We start from the raw sequence: 23652 nt of genomic DNA on the forward strand, positions 1-23652 counted from the left end.
GCATGGAATTTGAAATCTGGATGTTGCTTGGCATCCCATTGTTTTTCGCCCTGGGATGGATCGCCGCGCGCGTCGACATCAAGCAACTGCTCTCCGAATCGCGCACCTTGCCGCGCGGGTATTTCCGCGGCTTGAATTTCCTGCTCAACGAGCAGCCCGACAAGGCCATCGATGCCTTCATCGATATCGTCAAGCTCGATCCGGAAACGGTCGAGATGCACTTCGCTCTCGGCAACCTGTTCCGCCGCCGCGGCGAGATCGAGCGCGCCATCCGCGTCCACCAGAACCTGCTCTCGCGCCCCGATCTGCCGGCCGACGAGAAAGCCCACGGCCAGTACGAACTGGGCATGGATTATCTCAAGGCCGGCCTGCTCGACCGCGCCGAGGAAACCTTCAACCTGCTGCTCGAAACCTCCTACGGCGCCCAGGCGCGCCGCGCCCTGCTCGAAATCTACCAGCGTGAAAAGGAGTGGCCACGCGCGATCGAAGCGGCGCTCGGCCTGCAGGAGTCCGGCGCCGGCGCGCGCCAGAAGGAAATCGCCCAGTTCTACTGCGAATTGGCTCAGGATGCGCTGGTCCACATGCACACCGACGACGCCCTCGCGCTGCTCGACAAAGCCGTGCACGCGGACCGCAAGAACGTGCGCGCGACCCTGCTGACCGGCGACGCCCAGCTGGTCAAGGGCGACGCCGAAGGCGCGCTGGTCACCTGGCGCCGCGTCGAGCAGCAAAGCGTGCCGCACGTGGCCCTGGTCGCGCAGCGCCTGATGGACGGCTACCGCAAGGTCGGCCGCCCGCAGGAAGGCGTGAACCTGCTGCGCTCCTACCTGGCCGAAGCATCCTCGATCGACCTGATCGAAGTGGTGTTCAAGGCCGTCATCGAACTCGATGGCGTGGACGCGGCCAAGCAGCTGATGATCGAGGAACTGCGCCGCAACCCAACCCTGCTCGGCCTCGACAAGCTGCTCGAAGCGCGCCTGATGGACGCGCCGGCCGATGTCTGGGAAGAGCTGTCGATGGTGAAGAACCTGGTGCGCGGCTACACCCAGAAGCTGGCGCGCTACCAGTGCAGCCACTGCGGCTTCAAGGCGCGCCAATTTTACTGGCAGTGTCCGGGATGCAGCCGCTGGGAGACCTACCCGCCGCGCCGCACCGAAGAACTCAATGTCATGAACTAAACGTATTCGATCACGATGACCAATCTCACCGCCACTCCCGCGCGCCTGCTCAGCGCCGACAGCCATCCCTTCATCGCCGCGCCCGACCTGGCCGCGGTGCGCATCCTGGTCGTCGGCGACGTGATGCTGGACCGCTACTGGTTCGGCGATGTCAGCCGCATTTCGCCGGAAGCGCCGGTGCCGATCGTGCGCATCGAAAAGCGCGAAGAGCGCCTTGGCGGCGCCGCCAACGTGGCGCGCAATGCGGCCGCTCTCGGCGCTCGCTGCGGCCTTTTGGGCGTGGTCGGTGCCGACGAAGCGGGCGAGCAGGTGGCGCAGTTGCTGGCCGAGTCGCGCATCGACAGCTACCTGCAGCGCGACCCGGCCATTTCCACCATCATCAAGCTGCGCGTCATCGGCCGCCAGCAGCAACTGCTGCGCATCGATTTCGAGGATGCGCCCACCGACACCGTCCTGCGCGACAAGCTCACCCAGTTCAACGCGCTGCTGCCCGATTACGATGTGGTGATCCTGTCCGACTATAACAAGGGCAGCCTGGTGAACGTGGCGCACATGATCGAGGCGGGCCGCGCGGCCGGCAAGGTCGTCATGGTCGACCCCAAGGGCGACGATTTTTCTCGCTACGCCGGCGCCACCGTACTCACGCCGAACAAATCGGAGTTCCGCCGCATCGTCGGCAGCTGGTCGTCCGAAGACCAGCTCACCGCCAAGGCCCAGGCCCTGCGCGCCGAACTGCGCCTGGACGCGCTGCTGCTCACGCGCTCGGAAGAGGGCATGAGTCTGTACACCGCCAGCGAAGTGCTGCACATGCACGCGGACGCGCGCGAAGTGTTCGATGTCTCCGGCGCCGGCGATACGGTCATTGCGACCATGGCCTCGATGCTGGGCGCCGGCATGCCGATGGCCGATGCCATCATGACGGCCAACCGCGCCGGCGGCATCGTCGTAGGCAAGCTCGGCACTGCGACCGTGACGCGCGAGGAACTGTTCGGCCTGTAATCTTCCGCATGTCATCTAGCGCCGAGTCTGCCTACACGATTGGCATTTTGCTGTTCTGATAACGCTCAATCGGAGCGGTCAACATTGTGCTGCATCGTCCGTTAGCTTGTTGGGGGCGCAACCGCGTTCCTACAATCTGATGGAGACACAACATGATCCGTAAATTGATGCTTGCAGTTGCAGCGCTGGTGGCCGCGATGAGCATGGCGTTTGCCCAGGTCGACGTGAACAAGGCGGACGCAGCCGCACTCGACAGTGTGAAGGGCGTCGGGCCCTCCACCTCCAAGCTGATCCTGGAGGAGCGCACCAAGGGCGGCGAGTTCAAGGACTGGGCCGACTTTTCCAAGCGCGTCAAGGGCGTGGGCGACAAGCGCGCCGCCAAGCTGTCGCAGGCGGGGCTGCAGGTAGCGGGCAAGCCGTTTGACGGGGCCGGCGCCGCCAAGGCGCCTGCTGCTGCGGGCAAACCGGCCCCAGCCGCCAAACCGGCGGCGGCTCCGGCCAAGATGTAAGCGTTGCGTGCTTTGCCAAAAACCCCGCCGTTACGCCGCGGGGTTTTTTCATGGGCGCACGCGCGCCACGGGCAAAGTTTTTTCACTGTATGGACGCACTTGCGCGCGCCGGGTCGTGAGAAGATAACGGCGCCCATTCACCCGTCGCCCGTCGCAAAGGACCCCTCATGGCATCTGTCCCGTTCACCAAACCCCTGCTGGCCACCCTGATCGCCGCCGCTGCCGGCGCCTGCGCCGCGCAAGCCCCCGCGAGCCCCGACCTTGCGCGCCGCCAGCCGCAGATCGACAAGATCGTCGGCGACATTTCGCCGCAGCGTATCGAAGCGCACGTGCGCAAGCTGGTGGGCTTCAAGACGCGCCACACCATGTCCGACACCGTCTCCGACACGGTCGGCATCGGCGCCGCGCGGCGCTGGATCAAGGCCGAACTGGAACGCTGCGGTGCGGCTGCCGGCGGACGCCTGCAGGTGAGCTTCGACAGCCACATCACGCCGGTATCGGCGCGCATTTCGCGCCCGACCGAAATCGTCAATATCGTGGCGACCCTGCCCGGCACGCAGGCGGCGTCGAAAGAGCGCATCTACGTCGTCAGTGGCCATTACGACTCGCGCAATACCGACATCATGGATGCCACGGGCGACTCGCCCGGCGCCAACGACGACGCTTCCGGTACCGCGGCTGTGATGGAAATGGCCTGCGTCATGGCGCGCCACAAGTTCGACGCGACCATCATCTTCATGGCGGTGGCGGCGGAGGAGCAGGGCTTGCTGGGCGCCGCGCATTGGGCCGAACAGGCAAGGCTGAAGAACCTGAACCTGCAGGGCATGTTCACCAACGATATCATCGGCAGCTCGCGCGCCGACGACGGCCGCGTGGACGACAAGCAGGTGCGCCTGTTCGCCGAATCGGTCCCGGCGACCAAGGAGAACAGCGAAACGAGCCGCGCCCTGCTGGCGACCGGCGGCGAAAACGATTCGACCTCGCGCCAGCTGGCGCGCCATGTGAAGGAAGTGGGGGAGCGCTACGTGCCAGGTTTTACGGTGAACGTGATCCAGCGGCGCGACCGTTATCTGCGCGGCGGCGACCATATGCCGTTCCTGGAGCGCGGCTATCCGGCGCTGCGCTTCACGGAGCCGAACGAAGACTTCACGCACCAGCACCAGAACGTGCGCAAGGAAGGCGCGCTGCAGTATGGCGATCTGCCCGAGTTCAACGACTACAACTACATCGCGCGCGTGACGCGGGTGAACGCGGCGGCGCTGGCGACGCTGTCGCTGGCCCCGGGCGCGCCGCAGAAGGTGCAGATGCGCACCGCGAAGCTGGAGAACGATTCCTCGCTGGTGTGGCAGGCCAACGGCGAGCCCGATCTGGCAGGCTACCGCATCGTCTGGCGCGAGACCACCGCCGCGCAGTGGCAGGGCGCTTTGTATGTGGGGAATGTGACCGAGGCGACGGTCAAGCTGTCGAAGGATAACTACTTCTTCGGCGTGCAGGCGGTAGACAAGGATGGGAATGTGAGCGTGGCGACGTATCCGACGCCGCTGCGGTAAAACGCGTTGACCTCGCCCCAGAGCCGTCGTTCCCGCCTTCGCGGGAACGACGGTTTTCAGGGTAGCGGTAACTACAGCGTCTACTTCACCGCCAAATACGCATGCAACTGCGCCACCACCGCCGCGCCTTCTCCCACGGCCGCGGCTACCCGCTTGGTCGACCCCGCGCGCACATCGCCAATCGCAAACACCCCCGGCACCGTGGTTTCCAGATGCCCGTGCAGCGTCCCATCGGTATTGAGCATCTGCCCCGTCACCCTGCAGCGCGCCATCATCACATCGGTTCCCGTCATCACGAACCCGTGCTGGTCGACCTGCACGCCGCAGTCCTCCAGCCAGCCCGAATTCGGATCGGCCCCCACGAACAGGAACACGCTGCGCACCGCGTGGCTTTCTTCGGCCTCCTCGCGATGCTGCCAGCGCACGCCCGTCAGCCGCTGCCCATCGCCTTCCAACCTGGTCAGTCTGGTATGCGTGTGCAGCACGATATTCGGCGTCGCCGCAATCCGCTCGATCAGGTAGCTCGACATGCTTGCCGCCAGCCCCGCCCCGCGGATCAGCATGTGCACCGTCTTCGCATGCCCCGACAAGAACACGGCCGCCTGCCCGGCCGAATTGCCGCCGCCGACCAGCACCACGTCTTCGCCCTGGCACTGCCGGCCTTCGAGCGGCGAGGCCCAGTAATACACGCCACAGCCTTCGTACGTTGCCAGGTCGGCCAGGTCCGGCTTGCGGTAGCGCGCCCCGCACGCCAGCACCACCGCACGCGCCTGCACCTGGCCGCCGCCGGCCAGCGACAAACGCAGCGGATACTGGTCGCACAGCAGCTTGTCGGCCGCGGCCGGAATGGCCACCTGCGCACCAAATTTTTGCGATTGCACGAAGGCCCGTCCGGCCAGCGCGCGGCCCGAAATCCCGGTCGGGAAGCCGAGGTAGTTTTCGATGCGTGCACTGGCGCCGGCCTGGCCGCCGAACGCGCGGTTTTCCACCACCAGCACCGACAAGCCTTCCGAGGCCGCGTACACCGCCGTCGCCAGGCCGGACGGCCCGGCCCCCACCACCAGTACGTCAAACACCTTGTCCGGGTCCAGCTCGGGCAGCATGCCGAGGCAGCGACCCAGCTCCGTCAGGCTGGGATTTTTCTTGACCACGCCGTCCGGGCACACCACCAGCGGCAGTTCGTGCGGGCCGGGCTGGTACATGCGGATCAGCGCCTCGGCGTTCGGGCTGGTGGCCGGATCGAGCACCATGTGCGGGTGGCCGTTGCTGGTCAAAAAAGTCTGCAGGCGGAACAGGTCGGCGCCGCCGGGCGGGCCGACCAGCACCGGCGCGCTTGTGCCCGCTTCGATCAGGCCCACGCGCCGCAAAATCAGGGCGCGCATGATGCGTTCGCCCAGCTCGGCTTCGGCCACCACCAGCGCGCGCAGCGCGTCGGGCGTGACGATCAGCGCGTCGACCGTGCCGACCGCGTGCGCGCTCACCAGTGCCGGGCTGCCCGACAATTGCCCGACGTCGGCCGTGAAGTGGCCGGGGCCGTGGTCGACGATCTGGTGGCTGTTGCCCATGCCGTCGCGCTGGCTGATGCGCACTTCGCCCGCCAGCACGATCATCATGCCCGGATTGTCGCCGCCGGCGACGAAAATGGCTTCGCCGTCGTGCCAGCGGCCCTCGCTGCCGAAGCGGCGCAGGCGCGCGATTTCGGCCGCTGTCAGCACAGGAAACATCTGGTCGCGGCGCGATTCATATTTGCTCATCGAACTCTCGAAGCGCTCGTTGATGCTGTTGTCGGGAATAAAGTCAGGGGCGGGCAGGGTGCTCATGGGAAGTCGGCTCTGGTGAGGGGAATAGCCGTCAGTCTAGCAGCTGGCTGGCCGCAAGCGACCCTGTCTCAAACGCACAAGAGCGTCGTGGATTAGAATGGTGTTTTGTCGAACTGCAAAGAGTAGCCCATGCCCTACATGACCATCGAAGATACGATCGGCAACACCCCGCTGGTGCGCCTGGTGCGCCTGCCGGGCGCCGATGCGGAAGCCCGCAACAACATCATCCTCGGCAAGATGGAAGGCGATAATCCGGCCGGTTCGGTCAAGGACCGCGCCGCCATGTCGATGCTGCGCCGCGCCGAAGAACGCGGCCAGATCAAGCCGGGCGACACGCTGATCGAAGCGACCAGCGGCAACACCGGCATCGCGCTGGCGATGGCGGCGGCCATCCGCGGCTACAAGATGCTGCTGCTCATGCCCGAATACCTGTCGATCGAACGGCGCCAGAGCATGGCCGCCTACGGCGCCCAGATCATCCTCACGCCCAAGACGGGCGGCATGGAATACGCGCGCGACATGGCCGATCAGTTGCAGCGCGACGGCAAGGGCATCATCCTCGACCAGTTCGGCAACCTGGATAATCCGCGCGCCCACTACGAATCGACCGGTCCCGAGATCTGGCGCGATACCAACGGCGGCGTCACCCACTTTGTCAGCGCCATGGGCACCACCGGCACCATCATGGGCGTGTCGCAGTACCTCAAGGAGCAGAACCCGGCGGTGCAGATCATCGGCGCCCAGCCGGAAGAAGGCTCGCAGATTCCGGGCATCCGCAAGTGGCCCGAAGCTTATCTGCCCAAAATCTTCGACAAGGCCAGGGTCGACCAGGTCGAGAACGTGAGCCAGGCCGCGGCCGAGCAGATGGCGCGCCGCATGGCGGCCGAAGAAGGCATTTTTTGCGGCATTTCGGCCGCCGGCGCCTGCGAGATCGCCCTGCGCATCTCGCAGACGGTGGAAAACGCCACCATCGTGTTCATCGTGTGCGACCGCGGCGACCGTTACCTGTCGACCGGCGTGTTCCCCGCATAACTTTCAGCGGGGCGAGCGCCGCCCCGCACAAAAACAAACGCCTTCCACCGCGAACGAGTCGATGACCCGTTCATGGTGGAAGGCGTTTTTGTGTGCTTCCCGTGCGCCGCCCCCCACAGGGCAATGCACGGGCTTATCCGGCTGCGCCTGTTCGGCGCGCCCGACCTGCGCGGCCCGACCTGCGAGGCCCGACCTGCGCGGCCCGACCGATCCCGCTATTACGCTGGATCGCCTTCTTTTGGCTTGAACTGCTTGTCGCTGATGCGGAACTTGTTGCGGCGGTCGCCCATCAAGTAGCGCAGGTCGCGGATCGACAGGTCGCTTACTTCGTGCATGCGGATCAGCAGGGAGGCGCCGACCGGCAGGCGGTGGTGACGGATCTTCGAGATCACTGGCGGCGCCACTTCCAGCGCGCGCGACAGGGCTGCATCGTTCTTGAGACGCAGATTTTCGATCAGCGTGTCCAATAAACGATTTGGGTTGTATTGCAGCAGATCATCGGAGTCCGAATCGCTGTTCATATCAATGCCGACTTGGTTTGTCATGATGTCAATAATTCCTATTGTGAGTGGTGCTGCTAAGTCAAACACGCGGAGCTCTCGCTGCTGGTCAACCACCGTCGAAGTGCGCTTGCGAATTTATCTTGGGTAACACTTTTTAAAAAATATACACAATTGTACAACGTTTTGTAATCTAATACCGATAAGCAATAACAGATTACAAAATGATGTCGGTTGTGTTGTCTGATCGCAACATAGCCGCATTGCAATTCTCTCACAAAATCACTGAAAAACTAATTGTTTTCCAAGAAAACTTAAGTGTAAGACAATTTACATGCCTTCGCCGCACAATTCTAAACAGAACTGGCTTATTAGCAACATGTTTCTGAGTATATTAACGCAAGAGGGGTTTCTATGGAGCACGAATGAATATTCGTGCGGATACTCTTGACCAGAATGAGGTGTCCGGCGCGGGCCTTGCGCGCCGAAAAACCGCTCCGTTCGTTAGATTCTTTTACAAAGTTTCCCCGAATGCAAGGGACTGTCCCGACCGGCTCAGGCGGATGGCGCGACCCAGTTCGATGACCGACATGGCGTAAAAGTAAGAGCGGTTGTATTGCGTGATAGCGAAAAAATTATCGGTGGCAATACGGTACTCGGTCGGATCGCCGCCGTTGGGCAAGTCGATCAGGCCGTAACGCTGGCTCGGGGGCAACACGGCGCTGCTGCTCACGCCGCCGGCGCGCAACTCGTCGCCGCGGAATTTGGCCGCCAGGCCCTGGTTGAGGAAGCTTTCCCACACGCGGTCGTCGGAAACGCGCGCCGGATACACGATCGGGCCGCTCTGCTTTGCCTGCCAGCCGTGCTGGACCAGGAAACTGGCCACGCTGCCGATCGCATCCACCGCCGAGTTGCGCAAGTCGATGTTGCCGTCGTTGTCGTAGTCGACCCCGTACGCCAGCACGCTGCCCGGCATGAACTGCGGCATGCCGATGGCCCCGGCGAAGGAACCGAGCATGGACAGCGGTTCGATGTTCGCATTGCGCGCCAGCAGCAGCGCGTTCTCCAGCTCGCCCCGGAAAAACGCCATGCGCGCCGCCCGGTTGGGCGCCTCGGGATAGGCAAAGGCGAGCGTGGTGAGCACGTCCAGCACGCGGAAGCGCCCGGTATCCCTGCCATAAATCGTTTCCACGCCGATGATGCCGACGATAATCTCGGCCGGCACGCCATATTCGGCCTGCGCGCGCGCCAGCACGGCGGCGTGCTGGTTCCAGAACGAGACGCCCGCCCTGATGCGGATCGGTTCGATCGTCACCCGCTTGTAGTTCTGCCAGTTCTTGGGCTTGCCCTTGGGCGCCGGCTTGACCAGCTGGACCGCCGCATCGATATAACGGATCTGGCCAATCAGCGCGCCCAGCTCGGCGCGCGGAAAACCGTGGCGCAGGGCCAGCTCGTCGGCGAAGGCATTGACCGCGTCCGATTCGCTGAACACGATGGCGTCGCCGGCCTGGGCCGCCGCAGCCGCGCCAGCCGCCACGGGCAGGGCCACCAGCGGCGCCATCTTGCGCGCTGGCGCCTTGGCTCCCGCCTTGACGCGGCTGTGCGCGCTTTTCTTGCCGGGTTTCTTGGCAGGCGCAGCCTGGCTCAGGGGACTTGCCGACACAGCCAGCGCCAGCAAGAGAGATATCAGTTTCATTAAATGTTGTTCAGCAAACTTTTCAGGGTGGAAGCCAGCCCGGAAGCGGGTGGCCGGGCACTGTATTTGTGGGCGCTGTAGAGCGTCAGGAAGCGCTCGACGGCTGCCAGCTTGTCCTGCGCCAGCGTGCCTTGCGCGAGCCGGGCGGCGTACGCGTTCGGGCCCTCGTCGGCGGCGCGCGCCATTCCAAGCTGGCTCATCCGTCGACACAGGGCCGAGTATAGCGCATCGACCGGGTCTGTCTCGCGCCGCTGGCGTATCGCGCGCCACAGCAGCCACGCGGCGCCGATCGCGGCCAGGATGGCGAGGTTGCGCCAATGCATCAGACTCAGCTTGAGGCTGTCCAGGAAGCCGCTCTGGCGATCCGGCGTGTAGTTCAGCACCCACTGGTTCCAGCCATTGTTGATCGCCCCTATGCGAAACCGCAACTGTTCGAGCAGCGCATTGCGTTCGCCGCCGAAATCGAGCAGGCCGCCCAGGCCGGCGAATGCCGGGGTATTCTGCGCCAGCGCGCTCGACAGGCCGCGCTGCACCCGTTCCGGCGCCACCGCGGCGGTCGGGTCGACCCGCAGCCAGCCGCGCCCGGCGATCCAGATTTCCGCCCAGGCGTGCGCTTCCGACTGGCGCACCATCAGGAAGCCGTCGATGGGGTTGAGTTCGCCGCCCTGGTAGCCGATCACCACGCGCGCCGGCACGTCGGCCGCGCGCATCAGCACCACGAAGGCGCTGGCGAAGTGCTCGCAAAACCCGGCGCGCGTCTTGAACAGGAATTCGTCGACCGAGTCGCGTCCCAGCAGCGGCGGCTGCAGCGTGTACGAGAACGGCAGTTTGGTGAACATCCCGAGCACCGCGTTGGCGCGCGCGGCCGGGTCGGCGCTCATCTGCGCAATTTGCGCGCCGGTTTCGAGCGTCCTCGGATTGAAGCCTTGCGGCAGAGCCAGCCAGCGTGCGCGTTCGTTCAGCTGGTCGCCACCGCCGAGGTTGTAATCGACGTGGGAGGACAGCGCGTACCGTACGCGTTTGCTAAGCGGCAGCGTGGCCCCCATTTCCAGTTCGCTCGATACGCCGACCGACATGCCGCTCAGCTTGGGCAGGCGGTCCGGGATGTCCAGCGCGAACAGCCAGCTATTGGACGACGGCTCCAGCGTCAGTTCGTAGCGGATGGGCTCCCCGCGCACGGACACGGACACCTGATCGGGCAGGCGGCGCCGGCGCAGCTGGGTCCAGGTGCGCCCGTCGAAGTCGCCCATCACCAGGCCGCGCCAGTACAGCTGCGGCTTGGGCGGCACCGGGTCGAGAAAGCGCACCTGGAACACCGGCTCGTCCGACTGCGCCAGGTTCGACATATTCCCCGGCGCCATGCTGTTCGACAGGCCGGTGCGCCCGCCCTGGGCGTCGCTCGGCATGCCCCACAGCGGCCCCTGGATGCGCGGGAAAAGGAAGAACAGCACCAGCGCCAGCGGCGCGGCCAGCAGGAACACGCGCGCGCCCATCCACAGGCGCCGGCCCAGCGGCGGCACGCTGCCGGTGAACTGGAACGAGAGCTGCGCGGTCAGCAGCGCGATGATCGAGGCGACCATCATCAGCGCCGTCAGGATGCTCTGCGAGTAAAAGAAATTGGTCAGCACCAGGAAGAACGACAGGAAGACCACCACGAACAGGTCGCGCTTGGCGTGCATTTCGAGCATCTTGAAAGCGACCAGCAGCACCAGCATGGCCACCCCGGCATCGCGTCCGAACAGGGTGCGGTAGCTCATGAACACGCCCGCCATGGCCGCCATCGACAGCGGCAGCAGCAGGAAGGCCGACGGCATGCGCGTGCCGCGCACGGTGGCCACGGTACGCCACAGCAGGGTCAGGGCGCACAGGCTCGATACCCACAGCGGCAGGTGGCCGGCGTGGGGCGCGAGCACCATCAGGGCCGCGCCCAGCAGCAGCAGGGTGTCGGCCTTGTCGCGCGGCAGTTGCGCGGCCAGGCGCGCCAGGCTGGCGCGTGGCGCGCGCGCCTTGGTGCCGGCGGCGCCGCTCATGGCGCCTCCTTCAGGCCGTGCAGCGCCAGCGCGCGCAGGCAGGCCGCCTGGTGCGCTTCGCCGATGGACGCCTCGAAGTCGGTGGCGCCGATGCGAAAGGCGTAGGGCAGGGCGCGCTGTTCGGCGTCGAGCACCCAGCGCGTCATGCGCGACAGGCGCAGTTCCAGGTTCATGATGGACGGCAGGGCGTTAAAGTCGAGCACCAGCTCGTCGACCGCGCCGCCCTCGAAATGCTTGGTCACCAATTGGCCGCCGTCGGCCGGGTCGAGCCGCGCGATCTGGCGCCAGGCCATGTGGCGCATCGGGTCGCCCGGCTGGTAGCTGCGGATGCCGGCAAAGTCGTCGTGGCCCGCGTGGCCATGGCCGTCGGCGCTCTCGACGCCCGAAATCGGCAGCGGCGGCCCGTTTTCTTCGGGGAAGGGATACACCAGCGCGTTCAAATCCGGCTGCCAGTAGCTCCACGCGCGCAACAGGCCAAGCGGAAAACGCGTGGACAGGCGGATGCGCGGCGCCGCCAGCCAGCCGCGTTCCGTACTCGGCGCCGACAGCACCACGGCGCTGGTCGCGCCGGCCGCCACATCGACCACGTGGCGCGCTTCGCCAGCCTCCATGAAGTCGACCCACAGCGCGTAGCGGTCCAGTTTGGTGCGGTTGACCAGGTGCAGTTCGAACTGCGCCACTTCGCCTGCGAACACCGGCTGCGCGCGGCCCGGGCGCAGGTGCAGGTGCGCCATGTTTTTATAGGTCATGTAAATGTCGACCATGGCGCAGGTGCCCATGGTGAAGGTCAGCGCGAAACCGAGTCCGAGCGAATAGTTGATCGAGCCGATCAGCAGGATCAGGATCAGCGCGGCAAATCCCATGCCCGCGCCGGAAGGCAGGATGAACACGCGGCGCTGGGTCAGCAAGGTTTCGCCGGGGTCGACGCCGCGCTTCTGGAATAGCCAGGTGTCGGCCTTGGCGCGTACCGCGGCGGGAATGAAGCGGTTCGGGGAGGCAGCCATGCTGCCTTACACCGGCACGGATTTCTGCAGCTGCAGGACCAGGTCGCGGCTGGCCAGCGCCACCCCGTGCGCCGACTTCAGGGGACGCAGGCGGTGCGCGCAGACCGGCACCAGCACCGCCTGGATATCTTCCGGCACCACGTGGTCGCGCCCTTCCATGGCGGCCCAGGCGCGCGCGGCCTGCAGCAGCGCGATCGAGGCGCGTGGCGACAGGCCCTCGGCGAACATGCCGTTCTGGCGCGACGCTTGCGCCAGCGCCTGCACGTAGTCGATCAGCGAAGCCGAAGCGTGGATTTCGCGCAGCGCTTTCTGCGCCACCGTCAGTTCGGCCGGCTGCATGGCCGCCGGCAGCGTCTTGAGCATGCTGCGGCGGTCGTCGCCCATCAGCAGCGCGCGTTCGGCGGCGGCGTCCGGGTAGCCCAGCGAAAGGCACATCAAGAAGCGGTCCAGCTGCGATTCGGGCAGGGCGAAGGTGCCCACCTGGTGCAGCGGATTTTGCGTCGCGATGACAAAAAACGGCGAGGGCAGGGCGCGCGTGACGCCGTCGGCGGTCACCTGGCGCTCTTCCATCGCCTCCAGCAGGCCCGATTGCGTTTTCGGCGTGGCGCGGTTGATTTCATCGGCCAGCAGCACTTGCGTGAAGATCGGGCCCGGATGGAACACGAAGCCATTCTTTTCGCGTTCGTACACCGAGATGCCAGCCACGTCGGCCGGCAGCAGGTCGCTGGTGAACTGCACGCGGTTGAATTTCAGCCCCAGCGAAATGGCCAGCGCGTGGGCCAGGGTGGTCTTGCCGACGCCTGGCACGTCTTCGATCAGCAGGTGGCCGTTGGCCAGCAGGCAGGTGAGCGCCTGGCGCACTTGCAGGTCCTTGCCGACCACAATCTGGCTGACCTGGCGGGCGACGGCGTGCATCTTTTTGAACATGGTGGTTATCTTTACAGTGTGCTGTGGGTGGTCGCGCGCACCCGCGAGGGGCACGGCATGGTAGATTAGCGCCATCGGCACCGACTATTCCGTCATCACGACCCGTTCTCAGGATTCTATGCGAGAACGGCATTTCCGGTGCAACATTGATGACACCGTTTTTGAAATGACGCACATGAGCACAGCAATCTACAGCCACCCCGACTGCCGCCGCCACGACATGGGCGAATGGCACCCGGAGTCCCCGGCGCGCCTGCAGGCGATCGAAGACCAGTTGATTTTGGCCCGCATCGACGGCCTGCTCGAACGGCGCGATGCGCCGCTGGCCGAAATTCCGGCCATCGGCCGCAATCACACGCCGGAAGCGATCGCCCTGGTGCGCGACAATACGCCCACGGCCGAAGGCGATATTTACCCGCTCGATGGCGACACCTCCCTGTGCGCCTTCAGCTACCAGGCCGCGCTGCGCGCCGCCGGCGCCGCGCTGGCCGCCACCGATGCCGTCATTGCCGGCAGCATCGACAACGCCTTCTGCGCGGTGCGCCCGCCCGGCCACCACGCGCTGCCGACCGAGCCGATGGGCTTCTGCCTGTTTAACAACGTGGCCATCGCGGCGCGCCACGCGCTCGATTCGCACGGCCTGGAACGGGTGGCGATCATCGACTTCGACGTCCATCATGGCAATGGTACCGCCGCCTCGTTTCGCGACGATCCGCGCGTGCTGATGGCCAGTTTTTACCAGCATCCGTTTTATCCGTACACCGAACCGGAACCGCGCAGCGCCACCAGCGTGAATATTCCGGTACCGGCGCGCAGTGGCGGCGACGTGGTGCGCCAGCTGATCACCGAACACTGGCTGCCGGCGCTGCACGACTTCAAGCCCGACATGATTTTCATTTCGGCCGGCTTCGACGCCCACCGCGAAGACGATGTGGGCGGCATGGGCCTGGTGGAAGCCGATTACGCCTGGATCACGCGCCAGATCATGACGGTGGCGCGCCTGTACGCGCGCGGACGCATCGTCAGCTGCCTCGAAGGCGGCTACAACCTGTCGGCCCTGGGCCGCAGCGTGGTAGCGCACGTCAAGGTATTGGCTGATCTGGAGTAAGGCTTCCGGAGCCCGTCACCCGCCTTGTCTCCATTCACCGACAAACTTTATTTTTTGACCACGCCATGTTGACATGCATATAAGCCCTCTGTAGATTCGTCGGTGGCCGAGTCCGGTCGTTCTCTGTTTCCGCCGCCGTACCTACAAGGAGCAGTCAATGAATCATGTCATGCGTGTCTTCATTTCGGTTTGCCTGGTTTCCCTCACCGCCATCACCAGCATCGCCAGCGCGGCCAATTACACCCTGTGGGTCAACGGGCGCGGTGGCGGCGGCGTGATCGGCAACCACAACAGCTTCACCTACTGGGGACCGGCCACGGCCGACGCCGGGGTTAACAAAAAATCGGCCAACTGGGACGGCTACAACAGCATCGCCGCCCAGAACGGCAACGTGCGCGATGCGCTCGACTGCTACTGCACCGGCACCAACTGGTGCTACGTCGCCACCCACAGCGCCGGCGACCTGATGATGGGCTACGCGCTGGCCAATTACGGCGGATCGAGCCGCCTCAAAAAGAACGCCGTGCCCAATAGCGGCGGCCAGTGCGGCAATACCGACGGCAGCAGCCAGACCGGCTGGAACATCAAATGGGTACGCTCCGCGGCGGGCGCCGCCGGCGGCTCGGAACTGTCCGACGCGGGCTCCTGGACCACTTCCGAACCGCTGGTCAAGGACCTCAAGACCACCACCGCGCGCGCCATGTACAACCACAATACGACCTACAACGTGTGGTTCTACATGTACGCCGGGGCCAAGGGCACGGCCTACTCCTTCATCCTGCCCGGTCAGGACGACGAAGTGGTGGCATACCACAGCAGCGGCGCCGCGGCCGGCAGCGGCGGCAGCAATCTGTGCAATCCCGGCAACTGGTTCTGCAACGACCTGACCCTCGGCAGCGGCCCCAACGAAGGCGGCAGCGCCAAGTGGAACAACCACTCGGTGGTGTTCAGGGACGATAACGAGGCCTACGACCACTACAACTCCAACAACTGGCAGGGCGTGGTTGGCGTGATGCGCGCCGCCGTCGCCGGCAGTGCGTTTTAAACCCGGGTGGGTGGCTGCCGCTGTTGCAGTGGCTGCCACGCTCGCACTGCTGGCGTGGCGCTCCGGCGCACCCGCGGGCGCCGCCGCCAGCGCCGCGCCGCCTGCCCCGGACCGCACCGCCGCCACCTTTGTCGCGCCAAGGCCGCAAGGTGCGCTCCTGCCGCCGGTGTCCGGGCGCGGCGCGCAGCTGCAGCAGCTGCGCGAACAGCTGGCGCTGGCCGACAAGACCTTGTGCGACTACCGCGCGGCGACCCGCTATCCCGATCTCTCGCGCCCCATGTCGGAACAGCCCGACCAGGTCTATCCGAACCAGCCGGTCACCGAAACGCACGCCATGCGCAGCGAGGGCGGCCGCGCCGATCCGTCGGTGCAGATCCAGACGTCGCAATCGCGCGTGTTCATGGTGGCCGGCGAAACGGTTGCCTTGTCGCTGCGCGCGCTCGACAGCCGTGGCGCGGTGCAGCCGCTGGTGATCACGCGCGCGCTCGCCCAGGGCATCACCTTCAAGGGCGCGCGCCCGACCACCCAGCTGCCGCTGGCGTTTGCCGACGACGGCCAGATGGCCGACGCGGTGGCCGGCGACGGCGCCTTTGGCGCCATCCTGGCGCCGGCCCAGACCGGGCTGGCCGCCTTCCACGGCACCATCCGCACCGAAGTGCGCTTCAGCGTGAACGGGCGCGCTGGCGTGGTGCTGTTCGATATCGTCTACAGCCCCGAGGTGCCGGCCACCTGGACCGGCCAGATCCGCGAAGCGATCGAAGACGGCTCGCTGGTGTATTACCTCAAGGCCGACGTGCGCAAGGCCGGGCGCTACGTGGTCAGCGGGCGGGTCGACGACGCCGCCGGCAAGCCGTTCGCGCTGGCCACCTTCAACGACATGCTGGGCGCTGGCCAGACGGAAGTGAAGCTCACCGTGTTCGGCAAGCTGCTGCGCGACCAGGCGCCGGCGCTGCCATTGACCTTGCGCGACGTGGACGGCTATCTGCTGCGCGAAAACACCGACCCGGACCGGCTCATGATGCCGCGCATGGAAGGGCGCGCCTTCACCGGCAAGCCGCATGCGCTCAAGGACTTCTCGGACGCAGAATGGCAAAGCGAAACGCGTACGCGCCACCTGGAGGAATTCGGCAAGGATGTGGCGCTGGCGCGTGGCGCGCTGGCCGAGGCCGACCCGGGCGCGCCGGCACCGGCCAGCGCCTGCATTCGCTGAATTTGCGGCGCGCGGGGCGCGCCCCGGTAAAATAGCGCCTTAAACGAGAATTTTCGAAAGCACAGCATGTCGATACAATGGTACCCGGGCCACATGAACGCCGCCCGCAAGAAGGCGGCCGAACAGATGGAGAACACCGATCTGGTGATCGAGGTGCTCGATGCGCGCCTGCCCGAGGCGAGCTGCAACCCGATGGTCGAGGAACTGCGCCTGTTCCGCCAGCGCCCCTGCCTGAAGATCCTCAACAAGGTCGACCTGGCCGATCCGGCCGCCACCGCCGCCTGGAGCGCCTACTACAACGCGCAGGAAGGCGTGACCGCCTACGCGATGACGACCAAGAAGCCGGGCGACGTCGCCAAAATCCCGGACCTGTGCCAGTCGCTGGCGCCGCACCGCGGCGTGCCGACCAAGCCGCTGCGCATCATGATCATGGGAATTCCCAACGTCGGCAAATCGACCCTGATGAACGCGCTGCTCAAGAAAAAAGTGGCGAAGGTGGGCGACGAGCCGGCAGTCACCAAGATGCAGCAGAAGCTTTACCTCGGCAAGAACATCATTTTGGTGGACACTCCCGGCATGCTGTGGCCGAAAATCGCGCTCGCCAGCGATGGCCTGATGCTGGCCGCCAGCCACGCCATCGGCTCGAATGCGCTGATCGAAGATGAAGTAGCGGTGTTCCTGGCCGACGAACTGCTGGCGCGCTATCCGGCGCTGCTCACCGCGCGCTACGGTTTCAAGACCGAGGGCATGGACGGCATCGCCGTGGTCGAAGGCGTGGCGGCGCGGCGCGGTTACCGCCAGAAGGGTGGTGACCTCGATTTCGAGAAGGCTTCGCACATCTTCCTGCAGGATTACCGCACCGGCGCTTTGGGGCGCATCAGTCTCGAAACGCCGGAAACGCGCGCCGTGCGCCTGGCCCAGCACGAGGCCGAGATGGCCGCCAAAGCCGCCAAGGCGGCAGCGCTTGCCGCCGAAAAAGCGGCTAATTCTGCGCGCGGCAAGCGCGGTACCTGACCCTCACGCAGCGGTATCCGGTCCGGTCGCGCCACGCTGGCGCGCGACCGGCGCCATTTGTTCATCCGACTGGAGCACTCCATGACCGCATCGCGTCCCCCGATCACCTATACCGAAGGCAAACGATTTGCCTGGGCGTGTTTTCCGGCCAGTGCGGTCGTCCTGTGGCTTACCGTGGCTGCAATCAGGGAAGGCAAGACCGGTTTTGCCATCGCGGGGCTGTTGCTGGGTGGGTGGGTGGCGGTGATAGGCGTTCTTCAATTTGCCATGAATGGCAGACACGCCACGATGACGGTGAGCGACGAGGGCGTCAGCTTTGCCGATGGCTTGTTCGTGGCGTTTTCGGACATGGAAAAAATCACGTTCATCAACCCACTCCCCGCCATTTTCGGCAGTTTTCTCAATATCGTCTTTTACGTAAAGCCGGACGTGGCCGTTAAACAGGCTGGGCGCAGTTTTCGGCGGGCTTTCTGCCTCACCACGGTGGGCGGCAACATCAGCATGGTCGGGAAACATAAAATGTTCAGCTTCATGACGCCGGGCATCCGGCCGATGTCCGGCCCCAAGCTGGATCAGGACGCCATTCTTGAGGATCTCTACGAGCGTTTCGAAGCGTCCCGCGACGCTTGACGCGGCAGCAATGCATTGACTTTTGTTTAACTATGAAGCCTAATGGATGGGTCGTGCAAACGATTTCACAGCGGCCGATGGTTGACTGAGCGGATGTTCCCACATCCGGGTCCTCGGTTGATGATGTCGTCGCTTGCCTGCGCCAGCTCTGGCGCAAACCGATTACTTCAACCGAAATGGAGTCCGAATGCGATTCACGCTGCGTTCCACCGTCATCTGTCAAACCATCGTCGCCAGCCTGTTTGCCACCTCCGCACAGGCGGCTTCGCCGGTGTCGCTGACGTACGTCGTCAACAATCCGTGGGCGGGCGGTTACTGCGCCATCGTCAAGGTGTCCAATCCGAATGCGGAGGCGGTCCAGTGGAGCGGTTCGCTCCCGGTACGGGGCACCGTGACGTCGCTGTGGAACGCGGTCGGCAAGCAGTCCGGCGGGGCCATCGTGTTCAGCGGCGGGCTCGATTGGAACAAGACCATCGCGGGCAAGTCGTCGATCGAGTCGATTGGCTTTTGCGCGACGGATGCCGTCACTCCGACGCCGACGCCGACGCCCACGCCCACACCGACGCCAACGCCGACACCAACACCAACCCCGACACCAACACCAACGCCGACACCAACGCCTACTCCGACAGGCGCGCTCTCTCCGGTCTATAAGGGCGAAGGCACCTTTTACGGCGCAACGGGCGAGGGCAATTGCAGCTACGACGCCAGTCCCGGCAACCTGATGGTCGCCGCAATGAACCAGACGGATTACGCCAACAGCGGGGCGTGCGGCGAGTACATTGTCGTCACCGGTCCCAAAGGCAAGGTCACGGTGCGGATCACCGACCGCTGCCCGGAGTGCAAACCGGGTGACGTCGACCTGAGCGAGCAGGCTTTCGTCCAGGTGGCCGAGAAGTCGGCGGGCAGGGTGCCGATCAGCTGGTATGTGGTGGCCGGCGACACGACCGGTACGGTCAGCTACCGTTTCAAGGAAGGCAGCACCATCTACTGGCAGGGCATCCAGGTGCTCAATCACCGCCTGCCGATCACGAAACTCGAGATCCGGCCGAACGGCAGCGCCAACTGGATCACCGTCAAGCGCGAAGAGTACAACTACTTCGTCTATCCGAACGCGATTGCCGCGGGCCCGATGCAGGTTCGCATCACCGGTCTCGGTGGCGCCACCCTGCTGCAAACGCTGCCCGAGCCCCAGGGCGGCCTGGTGGTCAAGGGCAGCAACCAGTTCTGACGAGGCTTGGTCGAACCGGTGGCGCTGTTACGGCGCCACCGGTTCCCCGAAGCGAAAACTCGACACCGCCAGGTGGCCGAAAAATTCATCTTCGTGATACACGCAGGCCGCATCCTCCGATTCGGCCGCGCCCAGCGCCACCATCAGCGGCAGCAGATGCTCTTCGCGCGGGTGGGCGTTGCGCGCATACGGCGCCTGGCCCCAGTGCAGCAGGGCGGTGGTGCGCTCCGACGGCGGCAGCTTGAGCACCATCTGCAGCCAGTCGTCGAACTGGTGCGAGGCGAGCCGGCCTTCCGGCCCGAACTGGTGCAGGTTATGGTAACTCAGGCCACTGCCGATAATGAGCACCCCTTCATCGCGCAGCGGCGCCAGTGCGCGCCCGATCGTCACGTGCGTGAGCGGGTCGAACCCGTGCAGGAGCGAAAGCTGCACCACCGGCACATCGGCCTGCGGGTAGACCGGATAGAGCATCGAAAACGTGCCGTGGTCGAACCCGCGCTGCGGATCGAGCGACACCGCGTGGCCGGCCGCGGCCAGCAGGGCGGCGGCGCGTTGCGCCAATTGCGGCGAGCCTGGCGCAGGGTATTTGATCTGGTAGGTATGGGCCGGAAAGCCGCCGTAATCGTAAATCATCGGCGGCTGCGCCCCGGACGACAGCATCAGCTCCTTTTCTTCCCAGTGACCGGAAATGACCAGCACTGCGGCTGGCTTGACGCCGCCGATCTGGCGCCGGATGTCCACCAGCGACGCTTCCAGCACGTCGTAGGTCTCGCCGTACTGCTCTTTCATGAACGGCCACGGCCCGCCGCCGTGGGAGACGAAATAGGTCGGCAGGCGATGGTTCATGGCGGCGCTCCAAACGGTGGTTTATCGATTCAATATAGGGGCGCGTGCGCGCTTTATCAAGGTGCGCGGGCGCGCGCCAGGTCGATCAGCGCGAACAGGCGCGCGCTGCGCATCCAGCCGATGGTGACGACCGCGGCCTGCGTCAGCAGCAGGGCAGCCGTAAATCCCAGGACATCGACGCCCGCCGTGTTCGCGCGCAGCAGCGACAGCAGGCCGGCCAGGCCGAGGCCAGCGAAGCTGATGACGACGTACGTGCCCAGCGCGGCCAGCGGGTGGCGCGCCAGCAGCATGCAGCCCGACCACCACGCCGCAAGAGCGGAGCGTTGGCGCTGGTCGTGCGTCAGGAAAGCGCGGCCGGCGTCGAGCGAGGCGGTGACAAGGCCGATGAGCAGCACCATGAGCGCCTGCGCCAGCAGCATCGGCAGCGCCGCCTCGCCGGTCGTGACGACCTTGCCGGCGTACGTGGATGCGGCATCGACCGCGCTTAAGCCGGCCATGAAGGCCGCGCCGAGCGGCACCGCGCCCCACGCCAGCATGCGCAGCATGGGCGCATAGTACGCCATGCCGCCGCGCGTGAGGGCCGCAAAGCCGGGTGCCTGCGGCGCGCGCGCGGCCGTCGCCACCATGCCGGACAACAGCGGCGAAATGAGCAGCGTGACGCCCAGCGCGATGCTGCCGGCCTGGGTGAACACCGCCTGATGGCGCCCGTGCACGTCCAGCAGATCGCTTACGGCGGTCATGTCGAGCGCGCGCGCCAGCGCCGCCGCGTGCACCGAATAATCGAGGTTCGACGACAGCAGATGCCACGCCGGCAGCGCCAGTATCAGCGTCGGCACCAGCATCCACAAGGCCCACAGCAGCAGCAGGCGCCATTGCAGCGCCGCGCGCGCCGCCACTGCAATCGAAAAGGCAGGGGAGGAGCTCATCACACGGTCGCAATCAGGGAAAAGAGGATGCTGAACAGCGCCGCCAGGTCGCCGGCCCAACGGCGCGCGGCGCTGCCGTCCGGTTCAAGCGTGCGGCTGTCATCGAGTTTGCTGGCGTCGAGGTAGTGCAGGCGGCCCGGGTCGAGTTCGGCCGATACCGCCTTGACCGGCTTGACCCAGCTGAAGGTGCGCCCGCGCTGCTGGTCATCCCACACCACGGTTTCGCTGCTGCCGTCGGCGAATTTGACCAGCACGGTTTGCGCGACCGGCGCGCCGCGCCGCTCCAGGGTGACGCTGGTGCGCCACGCGCCCGCGCCGCCGGCCTTGGCCGACGCCTCTGCATCGCTCGCGAAGTGCGCAATGCGGTCGTCCACGCTGGCCGTGCCGTACACCTGCTGCGCGAACGCGGCGTGGACCGCGGCGCGCTGGCCGCTCACCTCGGCCAGCGTCTCGCGCAGATCGGCGATGCTCGGATGGCGAAACTTCCAGCGCCGGTAGTATTCCTTGAAGGCGCGCCCGGTCGCCTCCTTGCCGATGCGTGCCTCCAGGTCGCGCAGCACGGTGGCGCTGCGTACGTACACCGGGCCAATGCCCTGCTTGCGCATGTGGGCGTTCTGTCCGAGCGGTTCCGCCGGTTCGGCGGGCACGGTGTCATAACGCTCGACGTCGAAGCCCTTGAACCCCGGCGCGATGCCCAGGGCCGCGAGCAGCGGCGGTCCGAGATACGCGTCCTTGCCGGTGTCGCGCAGCATGCGATGGTTCCAGAATTCGTTCAAGCCTTCGTCGAGCATCGGTTCTTCAGTCTCGTTCGACGCCAGGATGCCGTGGAAGTAACTGTGGCCGACTTCGTGGATCGTGACGAGATCAATGTCGAAGGCGGCGGCCGTGCGCGGCACCACCTTGTCGTAACCATTGACGGTGATGAAGGTCGGGTACTCCATGGCGCCGGCATTGTCGGCGTTCAGCGGCGGGATCACGATGGTCAGCGTCCTGTACGGATACGGTCCGAGTGTTGCCGAATAATAGGCCAGCGCCTCGGTGGCCGCTTTCAGCGCCGGCGCGGCGCTGGCCGCGCGGTCGGGCGGGAACAGTACCGACAGTGCAACCTGCACGCTGCCCGGCGCGCTCCAGGTACCGCGCAGGGGCGGCGCCGTGCGATTGTCGGCGGTCCAGGCAAAATCGTGGACGTCGCCCTGCACGTAGTGGTGGGTCAGCATGCCGCCCTGTTCCACCGGTGGTCCCTGCAGTTCGCCGGTGGCGCCCACGGTGTAGCCCTTGGGCGCGGTGAGCTTGACATCGAAGCGGCCGAAGTCGGCGTAGAACTCGGTCTCGTGGTGATATTCGTGCACGTTCCAGCGCGCCCTGGTGGCGCCGCGTTCGCCCGGCAGCTCCAGCACCCCGATCTTTGGGAACCACTGGCCCACCAGGTGAAAGCTGCCGACGTGGCCGGTGCTGGCCACCACGCGCGGCAATTGGGTCAGGAAAGCGATGTCGAAGCTGGTGGACGCGCCTGGCGCCACCGGCGCCGGCAGGTCGAAGCGCACCACCGTCTCGTCGGTGGCGGGGCCGTTGTCGGGATGGACGAACGACCAAGCCACCCTGGCGCCGCCCTGGGTCACGCTGCGCAGGGCGATATGGCCCCATTCGCCGGGGGCGATGGTGGCGTGGTAGCCGGATGCGCGCTGCTCGGTGAAGAAGGTGCTGCCGGCGTTTTTGAAGGCGTTCATGTACAGGTGCAGGTAGACGCTGCGCACGGTCTCCTTGCTGCGGTTGCGCCAGGTGAGTTTCTGCTTGCCGTCGACGGTGTGCGCAATCGGGTCGAGCGTCGCTTCGATCCGGTAGTCGACCACGCGGTCCGACAGGGTCGCTTCGCTGCCGCTGCGCGGCCCGCCCCACGCGTGCGGGGCGCTCGGCAGGCTCACCGCGCTGGCCGAGGGCATGGCGAAGCCGATGCCGACGTCGGTCATCGGCTCCGGAATCGGCGTGATGGTGATGTCGGCCTGCGCCATCAGCTCGGCCCCGGCGATGGCAGCTGCCGCCAGCAGGAGCGCCCTCTGGGCCATGGTTCGGGTACGCGCTTGCATGCATTCTCCTGCGCCGCCGGGCGCTTCGATTGGTAGTGGGCCTTACTGGCGGGCAGCCGGCCAGCCGCACAGCATGCCACAACGCCATCCGGGCCGCGGTCCGGATGGCGACTGCGATTATAATGGCGCAGTTTTGGTGCCCGCCCGCGTCTTCACGCCGGCAGTTAAACGGGAAACACGCAGTGTGCTGCCCCCGCAACGGTACTGCAAGCCGTCGTTCCTGACGCCTTGCGAGCCCGGATACCGGCCAAAACAGGTGGACACGATGCCGCGCAGCGCGCCTCTGTCCGTGCAATCCGGCTTGCGGGGACGC

20 protein-coding genes and 1 riboswitch are annotated in these 23652 nt (G+C 65.7%); of the genes, 11 read left to right on the plus strand and 9 right to left on the minus strand.

Annotated features, from left to right (window positions below):
* The first annotated feature begins 2 nt into the window (after positions 1–2).
* The 4 genes from lapB (at position 3) to RBA40_RS03710 (ending at position 4236) form a co-directional block, all read left to right on the plus strand.
* A complete protein-coding gene (gene lapB / locus RBA40_RS03695; protein WP_306646076.1) occupies positions 3–1178 on the plus strand; it encodes a lipopolysaccharide assembly protein LapB in 1176 nt (391 codons plus the stop codon).
* A 15-nt stretch (positions 1179–1193) separates the two neighbouring features.
* Positions 1194–2177: a D-glycero-beta-D-manno-heptose-7-phosphate kinase gene (gene rfaE1 / locus RBA40_RS03700; RefSeq protein ID WP_306646078.1), complete on the plus strand. Its 984-nt coding sequence runs from the start codon at positions 1194–1196 to the stop codon at positions 2175–2177.
* Between the two features lie 152 nt (positions 2178–2329).
* Positions 2330–2686 (plus strand): ComEA family DNA-binding protein, encoded by a 357-nt coding sequence (locus RBA40_RS03705; protein ID WP_099881758.1) that lies wholly within the window; start codon positions 2330–2332, stop codon positions 2684–2686.
* A 167-nt stretch (positions 2687–2853) separates the two neighbouring features.
* A complete protein-coding gene (locus RBA40_RS03710) occupies positions 2854–4236 on the plus strand; it encodes a M20/M25/M40 family metallo-hydrolase (protein WP_306646079.1) in 1383 nt (460 codons plus the stop codon).
* Between the two features lie 80 nt (positions 4237–4316).
* Here the strand turns inward: RBA40_RS03710 and RBA40_RS03715 are convergent, their stop codons facing one another.
* A complete protein-coding gene (locus RBA40_RS03715) occupies positions 4317–6056 on the minus strand; it encodes an FAD-dependent oxidoreductase (RefSeq protein WP_306646081.1) in 1740 nt (579 codons plus the stop codon).
* A gap of 129 nt (positions 6057–6185) precedes the next feature.
* Here RBA40_RS03715 and cysM point away from each other — a divergent pair, with 129 nt between their 5' ends.
* Entirely contained in the window at positions 6186–7088 is a 903-nt protein-coding gene (cysM, locus tag RBA40_RS03720) for a cysteine synthase CysM (protein ID WP_306646083.1), read from the plus strand.
* Between the two features lie 218 nt (positions 7089–7306).
* On the opposite strand, the gene RBA40_RS03725 is transcribed toward cysM, so the two are convergent.
* The 5 genes from RBA40_RS03725 to RBA40_RS03745 all read right to left on the minus strand — a co-directional run bounded on the left by RBA40_RS03725 (position 7307) and on the right by RBA40_RS03745 (position 13245).
* Entirely contained in the window at positions 7307–7633 is a 327-nt protein-coding gene (locus RBA40_RS03725) for a hypothetical protein (protein WP_054266941.1), read from the minus strand.
* 469 nt (positions 7634–8102) lie between these two features.
* Entirely contained in the window at positions 8103–9284 is a 1182-nt protein-coding gene (gene mltB / locus RBA40_RS03730) for a lytic murein transglycosylase B (protein ID WP_306646084.1), read from the minus strand.
* On the minus strand, positions 9284–11314 hold the full coding sequence (locus tag RBA40_RS03735; protein WP_306646085.1) for a transglutaminase TgpA family protein: 2031 nt from the start codon (positions 11312–11314) through the stop codon (positions 9284–9286). The genes mltB and RBA40_RS03735 overlap by 1 nt, the downstream gene beginning before the upstream one ends.
* Positions 11311–12318, minus strand: a complete 1008-nt coding sequence (locus RBA40_RS03740; protein ID WP_306646087.1) for a DUF58 domain-containing protein — start codon at positions 12316–12318, stop codon at positions 11311–11313. Before RBA40_RS03740 ends, RBA40_RS03735 begins: the two co-directional genes overlap by 4 nt.
* A gap of 6 nt (positions 12319–12324) precedes the next feature.
* Positions 12325–13245, minus strand: a complete 921-nt coding sequence (locus RBA40_RS03745; RefSeq protein WP_099881746.1) for an AAA family ATPase — start codon at positions 13243–13245, stop codon at positions 12325–12327.
* Positions 13246–13420: 175 nt separating this feature from the next.
* On the opposite strand from RBA40_RS03745, the gene RBA40_RS03750 reads away from it, so the two are divergent.
* From RBA40_RS03750 to RBA40_RS03775, 6 genes are all read left to right on the plus strand, one after another.
* Complete coding sequence (locus tag RBA40_RS03750) at positions 13421–14353, plus strand: histone deacetylase family protein (RefSeq protein ID WP_306646089.1); 933 nt, start codon at positions 13421–13423, stop codon at positions 14351–14353.
* Between the two features lie 157 nt (positions 14354–14510).
* Positions 14511–15398 (plus strand): hypothetical protein, encoded by an 888-nt coding sequence (locus RBA40_RS03755; RefSeq protein ID WP_306646090.1) that lies wholly within the window; start codon positions 14511–14513, stop codon positions 15396–15398.
* Positions 15399–15426: 28 nt separating this feature from the next.
* Positions 15427–16608: a choice-of-anchor X domain-containing protein gene (locus RBA40_RS03760; RefSeq protein WP_306646092.1), complete on the plus strand. Its 1182-nt coding sequence runs from the start codon at positions 15427–15429 to the stop codon at positions 16606–16608.
* A 93-nt stretch (positions 16609–16701) separates the two neighbouring features.
* The gene (gene ylqF, locus RBA40_RS03765) at positions 16702–17622 is read left to right on the plus strand and encodes a ribosome biogenesis GTPase YlqF (RefSeq protein ID WP_374710450.1); all 921 of its coding nucleotides are present in this window, start codon (positions 16702–16704) and stop codon (positions 17620–17622) included.
* Positions 17623–17703: 81 nt separating this feature from the next.
* Positions 17704–18252 carry a hypothetical protein gene (locus RBA40_RS03770; RefSeq protein ID WP_306646095.1) on the plus strand — a complete coding sequence of 183 codons (549 nt, stop codon included), beginning with the start codon at positions 17704–17706 and terminating at the stop codon, positions 18250–18252.
* Positions 18253–18439: 187 nt separating this feature from the next.
* Positions 18440–19483, plus strand: coding sequence for an expansin EXLX1 family cellulose-binding protein (locus RBA40_RS03775; RefSeq protein WP_306646097.1), 1044 nt, complete (start codon positions 18440–18442; stop codon positions 19481–19483).
* 27 nt (positions 19484–19510) lie between these two features.
* Here the strand turns inward: RBA40_RS03775 and RBA40_RS03780 are convergent, their stop codons facing one another.
* The 3 genes from RBA40_RS03780 to RBA40_RS03790 are packed head-to-tail and all read right to left on the minus strand — an operon-like array spanning position 19511 to position 23339.
* The gene (locus tag RBA40_RS03780; RefSeq protein WP_306646099.1) at positions 19511–20329 is read right to left on the minus strand and encodes a DODA-type extradiol aromatic ring-opening family dioxygenase; all 819 of its coding nucleotides are present in this window, start codon (positions 20327–20329) and stop codon (positions 19511–19513) included.
* A 56-nt stretch (positions 20330–20385) separates the two neighbouring features.
* The gene (locus RBA40_RS03785; protein WP_306646100.1) at positions 20386–21255 is read right to left on the minus strand and encodes a hypothetical protein; all 870 of its coding nucleotides are present in this window, start codon (positions 21253–21255) and stop codon (positions 20386–20388) included.
* The gene (locus tag RBA40_RS03790; protein ID WP_306646101.1) at positions 21255–23339 is read right to left on the minus strand and encodes a M1 family metallopeptidase; all 2085 of its coding nucleotides are present in this window, start codon (positions 23337–23339) and stop codon (positions 21255–21257) included. Before RBA40_RS03790 ends, RBA40_RS03785 begins: the two co-directional genes overlap by 1 nt.
* Before the next feature lie 117 nt (positions 23340–23456).
* Positions 23457–23605: riboswitch (cobalamin riboswitch) on the plus strand.
* Positions 23606–23652 lie beyond the last annotated feature (47 nt).

The sequence above is a fragment of the Massilia pseudoviolaceinigra genome (assembly GCF_030846505.1).
Classification (GTDB): domain Bacteria; phylum Pseudomonadota; class Gammaproteobacteria; order Burkholderiales; family Burkholderiaceae_D; genus Telluria_A; species Telluria_A violaceinigra.